At 62.6% G+C, this 12,955-nt stretch carries 10 protein-coding genes, 1 tRNA gene and 1 pseudogene; 8 read left to right on the forward strand and 4 right to left on the reverse strand.

Translation table 11 applies throughout. The features are described 5' to 3' along the window. Positions 1–698: pseudogene (locus DMP08_RS08300) on the reverse strand (serine/threonine protein kinase); the annotation flags it as partial. A 316-nt stretch (positions 699–1,014) separates the two neighbouring features. Between DMP08_RS08300 and DMP08_RS08305 the strand changes: the two are divergent. Both DMP08_RS08305 and DMP08_RS08310 read left to right on the forward strand, forming a co-directional pair. Further along, positions 1,015–1,605, forward strand: coding sequence for a TetR family transcriptional regulator (locus tag DMP08_RS08305; RefSeq protein ID WP_114567474.1), 591 nt, complete (start codon positions 1,015–1,017; stop codon positions 1,603–1,605). A 183-nt stretch (positions 1,606–1,788) separates the two neighbouring features. Further along, positions 1,789–1,863 (forward strand) — tRNA-Thr (locus DMP08_RS08310). 241 nt (positions 1,864–2,104) lie between these two features. Here DMP08_RS08310 and DMP08_RS08315 read toward each other — a convergent pair. Continuing rightward, positions 2,105–3,145 carry a hypothetical protein gene (locus tag DMP08_RS08315; RefSeq protein ID WP_148042347.1) on the reverse strand — a complete coding sequence of 347 codons (1,041 nt, stop codon included), beginning with the start codon at positions 3,143–3,145 and terminating at the stop codon, positions 2,105–2,107. Positions 3,146–3,333: 188 nt separating this feature from the next. Between DMP08_RS08315 and DMP08_RS08320 the strand changes: the two genes are divergently transcribed. The 3 genes from DMP08_RS08320 to DMP08_RS08330 are packed head-to-tail and all read left to right on the forward strand — an operon-like array spanning position 3,334 to position 6,698. Further along, positions 3,334–4,443 carry a helix-turn-helix domain-containing protein gene (locus DMP08_RS08320; RefSeq protein WP_123192458.1) on the forward strand — a complete coding sequence of 370 codons (1,110 nt, stop codon included), beginning with the start codon at positions 3,334–3,336 and terminating at the stop codon, positions 4,441–4,443. A 24-nt stretch (positions 4,444–4,467) separates the two neighbouring features. Further along, complete coding sequence (locus DMP08_RS08325; RefSeq protein WP_123192459.1) at positions 4,468–5,175, forward strand: ABC transporter ATP-binding protein; 708 nt, start codon at positions 4,468–4,470, stop codon at positions 5,173–5,175. 5 nt (positions 5,176–5,180) lie between these two features. Further along, positions 5,181–6,698, forward strand: a complete 1,518-nt coding sequence (locus tag DMP08_RS08330) for a hypothetical protein (RefSeq protein WP_123192460.1) — start codon at positions 5,181–5,183, stop codon at positions 6,696–6,698. On the opposite strand, the gene DMP08_RS08335 is transcribed toward DMP08_RS08330, so the two are convergent. After that, positions 6,695–9,154: an ATP-binding cassette domain-containing protein gene (locus tag DMP08_RS08335; RefSeq protein WP_123192488.1), complete on the reverse strand. Its 2,460-nt coding sequence runs from the start codon at positions 9,152–9,154 to the stop codon at positions 6,695–6,697. The two genes, DMP08_RS08330 and DMP08_RS08335, sit on opposite strands and share 4 nt — an antisense overlap. A gap of 5 nt (positions 9,155–9,159) precedes the next feature. Beyond that, on the reverse strand, positions 9,160–10,416 hold the full coding sequence (locus DMP08_RS08340) for a winged helix DNA-binding domain-containing protein (RefSeq protein WP_420541195.1): 1,257 nt from the start codon (positions 10,414–10,416) through the stop codon (positions 9,160–9,162). A 189-nt stretch (positions 10,417–10,605) separates the two neighbouring features. Between DMP08_RS08340 and DMP08_RS08345 the strand changes: the two genes are divergently transcribed. From DMP08_RS08345 to DMP08_RS08355, 3 genes are all read left to right on the forward strand, one after another. Further along, the gene (locus DMP08_RS08345; RefSeq protein ID WP_244596875.1) at positions 10,606–11,874 is read left to right on the forward strand and encodes a Y-family DNA polymerase; all 1,269 of its coding nucleotides are present in this window, start codon (positions 10,606–10,608) and stop codon (positions 11,872–11,874) included. 8 nt (positions 11,875–11,882) lie between these two features. After that, positions 11,883–12,242 carry a hypothetical protein gene (locus DMP08_RS08350; RefSeq protein ID WP_337959669.1) on the forward strand — a complete coding sequence of 120 codons (360 nt, stop codon included), beginning with the start codon at positions 11,883–11,885 and terminating at the stop codon, positions 12,240–12,242. A gap of 72 nt (positions 12,243–12,314) precedes the next feature. Further along, on the forward strand, positions 12,315–12,767 hold the full coding sequence (locus tag DMP08_RS08355) for a GNAT family N-acetyltransferase (protein WP_244596876.1): 453 nt from the start codon (positions 12,315–12,317) through the stop codon (positions 12,765–12,767). Positions 12,768–12,955 lie beyond the last annotated feature (188 nt).

Here is a 12,955-nt window from a genome sequence, read left to right on the forward strand (position 1 = left end):
GCGTGCACGCGGTACTCGGGGTAGTAGCGCTGGAACCAGTCCATGGCCGTGCGGTTCGTGGTCAGGCCGTGCTGGATGAACAGGTCCTTGCCCATGCGCATGACGTCTGCGGCGTCCCACATCGGCTCGACTTCCGTCGTGACGAAGTCCTTGTTGGCGGTGCGCACCAGGCGCTCCTCCAGCGAGATCTTCTCGTCGTAGTAGTTGTGCTTGTAGGAGGCGTCGGTCAGGCGGGGACGGGGGGCCTGGGTCCACAGGAAGTCCGGGTCCTCGTCGAAGTACTGCTTCATGAGCGGCCAGTAGGCCAGGTACTCGAAGTAGCGGCAGCGGAAGGAGTTGGCGGAGGCCATGATCTCGTTGCCGATGGTGAGCAGGATGTCGCGGGGCGGCATGCAGGTCATCATGGAGTCGTTGCGGAAGTCGGGCGTGCCGATGGCCTGGTTCCACTGCAACGGCGTCGGGCGGTCGACGACCACGCCGCGCTCCTCGACGGCCTTGACGAGGTTCTCGAGGCAGGCGTTGCCGACCTCGACCGTGCGCAGCGGGCGAAGGCCCCACATGCCGCGCATCTCGGAGTCGACGGGAACCTTCTCGGAGGTCGCGGGCTCCTCGGGCGGGATCATCGAGTTGTCGCAGCGGCCGATGATGACGCGCTTCAACGGATCCCAGTCGTTCCAAGAATTGACTATCTTCGCCATGACAGTCTCCTTTCTCCGGCAGCGCATCCTGCGTTGCCGCCAAGGTTTTCGGGTGGCATGTCCACCTCTGTGAAGATATTGTGATGGCCGCCGCGCGGCTATTCAAAGGTCGTGGCGCGGCGGGTGTCGTGGGGGGTTTGCACAAGGCCCGCAGTATGTCCGTGTTGCGGAATCAAAGGGACTGTATGTAAACTAGATTGGACAATTGTGCAAGAATGTAACGTGCTGTCAGGCGTTTTTGTGGGGTATGTTTAATTCGGTTGACAGATTTCTTGCAGGAGACTGGATAAGGGAACGTTCAAAGAGGAGGCTTCGCATGTTGCCGGATCTTGCGCACGGCCAGGACATTTTCGGGTCGCCTGAATTGCGAACGAAAATGAAGATACTGCACGCTGTCGACAAGTCGCTCGATCGCATCACGATTGCCGAGATATGCGAGAATGCCGGCATCTCGCGCCAGACGTTCTACCGCCATTTTCAAAGCAAGTACGACATTCCCTGGTGGCACTCCATTTTCTGTCGACAGTTCTACCTGAACGAGATCGGGAGAACCGTGGATTGGAAGACGGGATACTACCATCATCTACGCTTGATCGATCAGGAGCGCGACTTTTACCGTAAGTCGATCCAGTACAGCATCAACACGCCTTTCGGCCAGACGGTCATGCCCGAGAACCGCAAGACGGTTCTTCTGGAAACGCTTGAAAAGTACCGCCATGTTACCGTGAACGACAACATGCGCTTCATCGTGGAGATTTTCTCGAAGCTGGAATGCGAGGTGCTCAACGATTGGTTCCGATCCGATGCGCCGACCGACCTGGTGCGTTGGACCGATGATCTGGTTAGCTTGGTGCCCGATCGCTTGTATCGCGCGTTACGGGTGGAAGAGCCCGGATCGTCTCAGTAGGGGGTTCCGCTCGGTTTGCCGCGCGCTGCGGGGCGCGGTACGCGCGTCGACGTGCGCTGCGCAGGGCTTCGAGGTGCGAAGAATCGGTTCGGTTCGACCGGTACGACTTATCGTGCATTTTTTGCGGGCGCTTTGCGAATCGCGAGCGATGTCGTACAATATTCGGGCACGTTTTCGCAACGGGCCAGTGTGGCGCAATGGTAGCGCAACAGTTTTGTAAACTGTGGGTTGCAGGTTCGAGTCCTGTCACTGGCTCCACGAAACACCGGGCCGGGCGCATGCAGTGTCCGGCTTTTTTGTGCGTTGTGGGATGGAAATCCCACAACACACCACGAGGGACCTTCGCCTACGTCAGGAACTCGCTGCGGCACCATGCTTCGATGGAGACGCGGGACCATGCTTCGTCTCGCTTTTCGATTGCATCGACGCGCAGACGGTTCTCGCTTGGAGGCTGCAGATTCTCGGGGGTTCGCGTGCGCTTCGCCGACGCGTCCGATCGTTAGCGTTTGGGAAGCTGCGCAGCGATCAATTTCTCGAAATCGGACGCATGGTCGGGCGAGACGTTTATGGCTCGCACCGCGCGCGGCTTTCCAAGAAGGGTTCGCATGATGTGCGGTTCGCGCAGCACGATCCAGCAGGGTCGCGCGCCCATGACGGCCATGTTCAGCCGCTCGCTTTTGGGAACGTCGGGTTCTTCCCGGTGGTCGATGCGCGCTATGGAGGCGAAGGGCACGCGCTCGCTGAAGTAGGCTCCCCAGCGCACCGTTACGGACGCGTCGTCCACCAGAAGAGGGTTGAGGACCACCGCCCTCGTGTTCCCGACGAACCAGACGAGCGTGTATGCGGTAAGCGCGGTCAGCACGATGGCGGCCGGTTCGCAATACTTCGCCACCAGCAGATGCGTGACCAGGGCTTCGATGGGAAGCAGCGCTATGATCACTCCTGAAAGCGCCAGGTACCCGCTTTCCTTATGGCAGGAAAACGGACGGGCGCCGTTAGGCACGTCGGCCTTCGAGCGCCATGAGGCGAGCACGTAATACCAGATAGAGCATTCGAGCGCGCAGAGGCGCGATGCGGTTTCGTTGCGGCTGAGCTCGAAAAACGGCTTTTCGAACCATAGTATCGGGCGGGTGGATTCTTTTCGCGCCGCACGAAAAACGCGCACGAAGCGGGCGATTTCGCGTACGAGGATGACCGCCTCCACGGCGAGCATCGTCGGCAGCAGCACGGTCAACAGGGAAAACGATCCGGGCTGCGTGACCAGCATCGACACGACGAAGCCTACGTATATGACGGGGATCGCGGCTACAGGCGATAGTTTGCGGGGTTTGATCACCAGCAAGTAAAAAGCTGCGGGCACGCACACCATCAGGTCGAACGGTACGGCGATATTGGCAGCGAGGGTGCGTCCTTCGTTCGGGACGAACGCAAGGCAAACCGCGTCGACCGTGTAAAGGGCAAGGCATGCAAGCAGGCCCGCCGTCAGGGGTAGATTGCGATTGCGACCAGATGAGGGCGGTAGCGTGAACGTTGCGTTCATGGATCCTCCGATCACGGGAGTCGTTTGATCAAGGATAGCAGGCCGTTTCGGTTGCGAGGGGTTGACCGAAGCGGCTTGCGGTCAACAAGCCCTCGCTTGCGTCAAGCGGCGGCGTTCTCTCATACTGAGTTCAAGCCCGCGCATGCGCTTGGGCCGTGTAACCGCCGCAACGTTCGGAAAGACCGACCATGAACGATATCAACATTGGAAGCGTTATTGCACGAGAGCGTCGAGCGATCGGCGCGACGCAAGAGGACCTGGCTGCGCACATGGGCGTGACGAAGGCTGCCGTGTCGAAGTGGGAGCTGGGGCAAAGCCTGCCCGACACGACCCTGCTGCCGCGCATCGCGGCGTACTTCGATCTTACGCTCGACGAGCTGTTCGACTATCGTCCTCAGGTGAGCAAGGAGCGCGTGCGCGAGCTGTACGCCGAGCTGCTCGAGCAGTTCGGCGATGATCCCGATGCTGCGTACGGGCGTATGGAGGATCTTGCGGCATCGTATTATGCGTGCTGGGATCTGCTCGTGCATATAGGGACGCTCTACGTTCTTCGAGCGACGGCGGACGAAGAGCGTCGGGAAGAGAACGTGCGGCGCGCCGGCGCGCTGTTCGATCGCGTGGAAGCTTGCGCGGAGGACCTTGAGCTGCTCAGGAGCGTGAAGATCATGCGCGCTTCGATGATGACGGTGTCGGGCGACGTGGAAGCCGCGATCCGTCTTTTGGAAACGCTCAAGCCCGATCGGTGCGCCCCGATCGACGACATGCTGGCCGGGTTGTACGACATGAAGGGCGACCGAGAATCTTGCTTGCGCCTGCTTCAAGAGTCGCTGTACTGCGGATCTACCGGCGCGTTCAACAGCATTGTTTTCCAGCTGTCGATCGAGGAGGACCGCCAGCGCGTCGAGGCGCTGGCGCGGGCGGGCGAAGCGATGATCCGAGGGTTCGCCTTCGAGGACGACAATCCGATAATGGTGGGCATGTTCTGGGGAGACGCGTTCGCGGCGTTTCTGCGCGCGGGCGACGAGGATCGCGCTTCGGCGTGTCTCGAGCGGTTCGTCCTCCTTTTGGAAGGCATGGACGAGGATGCGATGCCGAAGCCGCCGTCCGATGTTCTTTTCGATCGGCTTTCCGACGCGAGGGGGCAGGATCCGTCGACGGCGCGCATGGCTCAAGCCCTGTTCGGGAAAGCAGGATTGAAAGGTCGGGTTCGAGACGGCGTCCTGCACGACGGCGTGCTGGATGATCTCGAGCGCTCGCCGTGCTTCTCGGGCTTGCTCGCCCGACTGAAAGCGCTATGATGCGTCGCGAAGGAGCGTGAGAGCATGGATGTCGAGGCAGTGGAGAAGACGCCGGCGCTGCGGGCGGAGGGCCTTTCGTTTCGCTATGCGCGAAGCGAGGTGTGGAACGATGTGTCTTTTCGGATCGATCCTGGTCAGATTGCGTTTCTGACCGGCCCGAACGGGTCGGGAAAATCCACGCTGCTCAGATGCTTGGCGGGATGGAGCATGCCGAGCAAAGGCGTGGTCGAGGTGTTCGGGCGGCCGTTCGACGGCTCGGATCGCGCTGTGCGCCGGGAGATCGCCTTCGTGCCCGACGTGCCGTCCTTTTACGACGATTTGACCGCCGCTGAGCATATTCGCTTCGTGTTGGATGCGAACCGCGTGCCCGATGCCGTCGACGAAGCTCGGCGATTGCTGGATGACCTGGGGCTTGAAGCGCATGCGGATCGGTTCCCTTCGTCGTATTCTCGCGGCATGCGATTGAAGCTGGCGCTCGTGCTGGCCTTCATGCGCAAGCCGCGTCTGTTGTTGCTGGACGAGCCGTACGGGCCGCTCGATCGGGATGCGTCGCGACGGCTGAGCGCGTTGCTGTCGACTGCTCGCGCCGACGGCGCGGCGGTGCTGGTCAGCTGTCACCATAACGTCCCCGATTTGAATCCCGACCTGCTGCTGCATCTTGAGGGCGGGCGGTTGTCGACCGTACGCGACGTGCGGCCGGGCGATCTTTTCGACGGCTTCGAGCGAGGCTGATCGGCATGGGCGATGTGCGATTGCTTCTGAGGCTGCGCGTGCGGCATGCCCGTACGTTCCTGGTGCGGGCGCTGCACGCTACGGGCTCTGATCTGATTGACGATCGCGGGTGGGGAGAGCGGAGCTACCAAGCGTACATCATAGGGTTCATGGGCATATGCTTGGCCGCGATGTGGCTCTGGCTGCTCGATACGGTGCAGGAGGCATTCGTCGCATTGGGTCCTGACCTGGCGTTCGGCGTGCTTCTGTTTGCGTTCGCGGCGCCGGCGGTCATGTTCTCGGTGAGCTCGTTTCGAGGGTTGCGCGCATCGTGGATCAAGCTTTCCCATCCCGATATCGCCTATGTTGCAGCAAGCCCCATCGGGTCGACGGCGCTCGTCGGCGTATCCGCTGCAATAACGATGATCGCGGGAGGAGCCGTGGCGGCACCTGCGGGCTATCTGCTTGCCGTTGGGATGCGGGCGGCTTCGGGGTGGTTCGTCGATCCTTTGACGACGGCCCTGATCGCTTCGCTATGGACGGCGGTTCCGCTTGCGGCAAGCCGGGTCGTGGGGACGGTGCGCCTCGCCTTGCCGCGCACGATTCGCCGTTGGAAGGCTGTCGCGATGCTCGCCCTTGCGTCGTTGGCCGCGGTTGCAGCGTATGGAGCGCTTGCGATTGCCTGGGCTCCCGTTGCGCTTGCGCAATCGAATGCCGTCGTGCAGGCAATCGCTGCTGCCGTGGGACTGCTTGCTGCGGGGTTCTTGGCATTGCTGCTGCTGGCGAAGCGGGTCGATAGGGTGCGCATGGTGGAGGAGAACGCCCTCTACGCCGATACGTGCTCGTTCGGGTTTTTCTCGCTGCTCGATTCTGCGACGGCGGGGGATTACCGTCGTCGCTGCAAGTTGGCCCGGCGCGGTCCGTTTTTACGGTTGTCGCAGGCTGCGGGCCCTGCTGCGCTTGTGGCGCGCGCGGCGCTTTCCTTGGTTCGGCAATACGAGGGCCTGCCGGCGCTTTTGATGCTGGGGGCGGGAATAACGCCTTTCGGCGTGAGCGCGTTGTTCGGCGGATTCGGCGTTGCGGGGCCGATCTTCTGGCTGGCGATGCTGGTGGGCCTGGCCTCGACGGCGCGCGAGGTCACGCGCGCGTTTCGCGACGACATGCGCGTGCGGCTCGTGCGCGATCAGCTGCCTTACGGAACGCTCGCGTTGCTCGTGGGCGACTCCTTGCCGGCGTTTTGCTTGGTGACGGCGGTTTCGTGCGCGACCGTTCCGTTTACGTTGCCCGCGGGCGCGCCTGTAGTGCCGGCGCTGGTCCTGGCGGCTGCGCTGAACGCCGCCGTCGTGCTCAGCTTCGGCCTGGAAGCCGTGCGCCTGCGTTCGGGCAGCATGCGACCGTGGGGCGAAGGGGGCCTTGCGATCGTCGGGTCTTTGTGCGGCTTCGCCTCGCTTTCAGCCGAGCCGTTGCTGGTGGTGGCCGCCGCCATCGTCGCTTGCGCGACGATGGCGCGCATGATTCGGCGCGGATCGGAATGCGTGCGTTAGCTTCGGCGCAGGTATCGCGCTGTTTCCGTTTCGGCTGACCTCAGCTTGGCGGGAGTTCCTTCGAACACGATGCGCCCGCCTTTGCGGCCTCCTTCCGGCCCCAGCTCGATGACCCAGTCGCTGCGCTCTATCACGTGCGCGTTATGCTCCACGACGATCGCGGTTCCGCCTGCGTCCACCAATCTATCCACAAGGCTCAAGAATCGTTCCACATCTTGAGGATGCAGGCCGCGCGTAGGCTCGTCGAGCAGATACAGATTCGACTTCGACGAACCCGTTATCAGTTCTTTTGCAAGCTTCAAACGCTGGGCTTCGCCCCCGGAAAGCGTTGCGAGGGTTTGTCCCAGCTGCACGTAGCCCAAGCCCACGTCTTCGAGCAAACGAAGCGCGCGCGCCGATCCGGGGATCTTCTCGAACGCGCGTGCAGCCTCTTCAACGGAAAGCATAAGCGCCTCGTCGATGGAAAGCCCGTTGTAGCGCACGTCGAGCACTTCTTCGGAGAACCGCCTGCCGCGGCAGGCGGGGCAGGTCGTTTCGACGTCCAGGAAGAACAGCATGTTGCTGCTTACGCGCCCGAGCCCTTCGCAGCGCTCGCATCGCCCGCCCGGGGAGTTGAACGAGAAGCTGCGCGCTGTCAGCCCGGCGGCCTTCGCCTGCGCGGTGGCGGAGAAGGCTTTGCGGATGCCTTCGTAGGCGCCTGCGTACGTGGCCACGTTCGAGCGTTTCATGCGGGCGAGGGGCGTTTGGTCGACTTGGATTATCCGGTCGAAACGATCCAGGCCCGCAACGGCGTTTTGCGTGCCGGGACGGTCTCCTTGAGCTATCAGGTCGAATACGAGCGTCGACTTTCCCGATCCCGATGGTCCGCATACGGTGATCAGGCATTGCTCGGGTATGCGCACGTCGATGCCCTGCAGGTTGTGCACGCGGGCGTTGCGCACTTCCAGCGCCGTGTTCGCGAAGGGGCGAAACGCGGTTTTTCCCGGTCGAGGGGTTTTCAGCCAAGAGCCCGTGATGGAAGCGCTGGAGCGCTGTAGCTCTTCAACGGTTCCTTGCGCTACGATGCGCCCGCCGCGCCGTCCCGCGCCGGGTCCCATGTCCACGATGAAATCCGCTTCGCGCATCACGTCGGGGTCGTGTTCGATGACGAGCACCGTGTTGCCCTTGTCGCGAAGCTGTTTCAGCGTTGCCGTCATGCCTGCGGTGTCTCGCGGATGCAGGCCCGCCGTCGGTTCGTCCATGATGTACACGACGTCGGTCAACTCCGAATCGAGCACGGCGGCCAGGCGCATGCGCTGCAGTTCGCCGCCCGAAAGCGTGACGGTTCGACGGTCGAGCGAAAGGTAATCAAGGCCAAGCGATCGAAGGCGGTTCAGTTTCGCTTCGACGTCGCGCAGGTAGTCCTCGACGAGCAGTCGATGATCGCGAGAAAGCGCGTCCGCCAGGCCTGCGACCCAGGATTGCAGCTCGTCGAGCGTCGCGCTCGCCAATTCCGGCAGGCGGGTGTCGGCGATATGCGCCTGCCGGCCGGCTGCCCCCAGCCGCTCTCCGTTGCATGCGGGGCATTCCGCGCAGGCGAAGTACGCTTGCGCAAGATCGTCGCGCGCGGCGCCCTCTCGTTCGGCAAGACGGCGCATGAGCAGGGGCCCTACGCCTTCGAACCGACCCGCGGCAACGGTTTTCGGCGGATCGACGTTTGGAAGCGCCTGTGAGAGCACGGGGCTTTCCGTGCCTTGCAGCAGGATTTCTCGCTGCAGGCTGTCGAACCGAGCAACGGGCAGGCTCTTTGCGTCGAGCAGACCGTAGTGACGAAACGCGCGCTGCAGCGCATCGGCTTGATAGGCTTGGTATCGATGGTTCCAGACATCGACCGCTCCGTCTTCCACCGACCGATCTTCGTGCAGCACCCGGCTCCAGTCGATGGCGAGCGTCTTGCCGATTCCTTCGCATACGGAACAGGCGCCTTCTTTCGTGTTGAACGAGAACTCGGTGCGCGTGATCTTGCGCATGCGGTGCCCGCATAGGCTGCAGCGCATGAACACCAAGAACTCGTCGCCGTCTCGCTCGGTTTCCTCCTGGCAATCGGCTGCGCAGATCTCTTCGCCGCAGCATGGGCATGCGCGCACGTGCAGCTTTTCGAACACCATGCGCAGATCGGTGTACATGTCGGTTGCGGTGCCTACCGTGGAACGGGGGTTTCTGTTGACGTCGGACTGCGTTACCAGAACGGCAGGGGAAGCCCCCGTGATACGTTCGACGCGCGGCTTTCGAATGCCTTCCATTCCCATCGCTTCCAAATACTGGCGCTGGCATTCGTTGAACAGCACGTCTACGAGAAGCGTCGACTTTCCCGAACCGGAAAGCCCGGTGAACACCGTGAGGGCGTGCTTTGGAATGTCCAGGCAGACGTCGGCAAGCGTTCCTTCGGTGGCGTGGCAGACGGTGATGTTCGGCATGGTCTTCATTCGCTTTCCACAGTGCAGGTTTTCAGGGCGAGTTGGCGAAACGCGGCATGTTCTTCGGCAAGCCGTTCGAGTTGACCCTGCCTTGCGGGTTCGAGGGGTTCCCATAGGCGTATCGAGACATCAAGGGAGCTCTTTGCCGTCCTTGCGTTCCATACCCCGATGATGCGGCCCTCGTCGAGCACGACGCCCGGATTGCCCACGGTTTTCCATGCGAGCCTCCTTCGCTGGGGATCGGGCAGGATGATTTCGCGATCTCGCAGGTCAAGGTAGGGGTCATGCGCCCCTAGCAACAGCAGGCGCGCGGCGGGTTGCTCGGCTTGCAGCAGGTTGTCGATATCGAGAACGTGGGCGAAACGCTTCTTTCCGTCAACGGATACGGCGCAAAGCTCGTCTTCGATAGACGACCAGAGCCGTTTGGCTTGAGCCTTGGAGCTTCCGAGCCACGCGGCGAAGGAGCCGAGCGTGGTCGGTCCGTAGCAATGGAGGAACTTTCGAGCAAGCTGCTTTCCTGCGGCGGGGGAAGGCGCGGGCGCGTCCCTCCGTCCCGTCCATGCCCGGTACGATGAGAACGAGGGGGTGGACCCCTCGCGTCTGCCGAAGACGACGAGCGATTTGAACGAGCATGGGCGCAGCAGAAACGATACGGCGGCCTGGCCGATGGTCTGCTTGTCGGGATTGCCGTACATGGACGGATCGCGCCATGGGCCGAGCGCGCTTCGCGGCAGGTCGGCCTCGACCGCATCCGCAATTGCGCGGTCGAGGGAATCTTTGCCTTCGATCGTTCGGTCGTCGAGCAGTTTCGCGGCCTTCTCCACTAAAGGCAGCAGATCGCCGAACGACATGTCCATATAATCGAGCGCGCCCGACGCGCCGCGCGTGTAGATCCAGGGCTCCTCGTCGGGTTCCGCGACGAGCGCTGTAAGGAACGCGTCGCGTTCGCATGCGGGGAACACGACGGGCGCCCCGCGAAAACTCCATGCCTGTATCAAGGTTTTCCGTTCGTGCAGCTGCTCGCGCAAGTGGGCCGGAGTGCACCCTTCTATGCGGTTGAACAGGGAGGTTTCCCATGATCCGGGCGGCGTGTTCTGCAGTCCGCAGGCTCTGGCAGCTTGCAGCAGCTGATCGATGGAAACCTTCCGATCCAGGTGATGGGCGTGCAGTCGATACGATCGTATGCGCGCGCTGTCGATGGCGTCGATGGTTCCGTCCTCCTTCGGTGGCCGTGCGTTGAAACGGTGCTCGGCGGGGTCTATTCTCGCATGGCAACCACGTCACCGTGCACGGTGATGGCTTGAGCGTTGCCGATGGCCATGAGCGCGCCGCGCTTGCCTTCCGAGAGATCTCCACGCTTTGTTCGGTTGACTTTTGAAACCTATCATGCGAACATTAGTTCGTATGATACGACGAGAGACACGAAAGAGTCAAGGGGGCGTCGAGAACCATTGGAGCGCATCATTCTGCATAGCGACATGAATTCCTTCTACGCCAGCGTGGAGCAGGCGCAACGGCCCGAGCTGCGCGGCAGGCCCGTGGTGGTTGCGGGCAAGGAGGAATTGCGGCATGGCATCGTGCTCACGAAGAGCGAAGAGGCGAAGGCGTACGGCATCAGGACGGCCGAGACGCTGTGGCAGGCGCGCAAGAAATGCCCGGACCTCGTCGTGCTCCCTCCGCGCTACAAGCTGTATCGAGCATATTCGGAAATGGCGCGCGCTATCTACAATCAGTACACCGATTTGGTTGAACCGTTCGGCTTGGACGAAAGCTGGCTCGATATCACCGGTTCGATGCGGCGGCGCGGATGGGACGCGTACGAGGTCGCCCGGGAGATCGGCGGCCGTATGAAAGAGGAGCTGGGCGTGACGGTGTCGATCGGGGTGAGCTGGAACAAGGTGTTCGCGAAATTCGGCAGCGACTATAGGAAACCCGATGCGATCACGGTCGTCGATCGCGCGAACTACCGCGATATCGTGTGGACGGCCCCCGTTCGCTCCCTTTTGTACGTGGGGCCGGCAACCGAGCGAAAGCTGCACGGATCGGGCATTCTCACCATAGGGGATTTGGCTCATGCGTCCGATGCCTATTTGCAGCGGCGGTTCGGCAAGATCGGGTTCATGCTGCGCACGTACGCGCGCGGTGAAGACGATACCCCCGTCAAGCCGTACGATCCTGACCTGCGCGACGTCGATCGCACGGTCAAGAGCTACGGCAACGGGCTGACCGCGCCGCACGATATCGTGTGCGAGCGGGATGCGAAGGCTCTTATCTGGCTGCTGTCGGAGTCGGTGGCGCAGCGTTTGCGCGAGGACGGCGTGCGCGCGAAAACGGTGAGCATCGGCGTGCGCAGCGGCCTTGATCTGTCCGGTTACGGGCGGCAGGCGAAGCTGCGCCGTCCTACGGCGGCCACGCTCGAGATCGCGCAGGCAGCCTGGGATCTGCTGCAAGCCAACGAAGCGCTCGACGAAGAGCATCCGGTGCGCGCGCTGCACGTGCGCGCTTCCGATCTCTCGTCGATGCGCGAGCCCGTGCAGCTCTCGTTCGTCGACGACGGGCGGGCGCATCTGGAGGATCTTGATTTCGCGATCGACGACTTGCGGCGTCGCTACGGCAACACGTGCGTTGTGCGCGGGGCGGAGCTGGCCGACGAAACGCTTGTCGGCACCGACATCAAAGACGAGAACACCGTGCATCCCGTCGGCGTGCTGCATCGCTAGGGGGCGTCATGGTGCAGACGACGATGCGGAAGGCGCCGCCGCATGATGGGCACGGCAGGCGAAAACGCTATGTGGAAGTGGTCGCCCGTCATTTCGAAGACGGCAAGCTGGCTCCTTTGACCATCGCATGGGACGACGGGCGCGTGTTCGCGATCGATCGCGTGCTGGACGTGCGTCAAGCCGCCTCCCTCAAAGTGGGAGGCATGGGCATGCGCTTCATCGTGCGCATCGGTTCGCGAACCACCTGCTTGTTCTTCGAGGGGCCTCGCTGGTTCGTGGAGGAGATCGTGCCGGAGGAAGCGTCTTGCGCGTGCGCGGAAGACGGATGCGCGTGCGGGGCGAATGCCTGGGACGCTTGGGGAGCTTGAGGCGTTCGCGGCGGCTCGTCGCACGCTTTTTTGCAGATTCGGGTAGAATGCGCGGTGCGAGAAAGGATTTCTATGGATGGACAACTGAGCATAACGGTACCGGGGGAGCGATCGGACGACGTGGTTTCCGCGCTTGCTTCGGTATGGGAGGCGTCGGTTCGTGCGACGCACGACTTCCTGACGGAAGAAGACGTTGTGGCCCTTCGTCCCGAAGTGCGGGCAGGGCTTGCGGGAGTGGAGGTTCTTGAAGTTGCCTGCTTGGACGGTGAGCCGTGCGGGTTCTCGGGCGTGCAGGACGGCAAACTGGAGATGCTGTTCGTGGCTCCTCAGGTGCGCGGATGCGGCGTGGGGAAGGCGCTCCTCGCGCGTGCGGTCGAGCTGCACGGAGCGACGCGGCTCGACGTGAACGAGCAGAATCCGCAGGCTGTCGGTTTTTATCAACACGAGGGCTTCACGGTGTCCGAGCGCTCTGCCGTAGACGATGCGGGCCGCCCGTTCCCGCTGCTTCGCATGAGCCTCGACTAAGCGTCGTCGAAAGCCGCCTGCCGCGATCGCTCGCCGGCCGGGGTGCCGTCTTGGGCGAGCAGGGCGGACGGGAGGGCGGTATCCCGTTCGCGCCGGGCTAAGCCCGGCGGCGGTCCGCTTCCTTTTCATCTTGTGCTTTCGGGCTGCATGAGCGGAGTCTCTGCGGGCATCAGGTAGAATGAACGTGA

Origin of the sequence: Paraeggerthella hongkongensis (assembly GCF_003726035.1) — a bacterium.
Classification (GTDB): domain Bacteria; phylum Actinomycetota; class Coriobacteriia; order Coriobacteriales; family Eggerthellaceae; genus Paraeggerthella; species Paraeggerthella hongkongensis.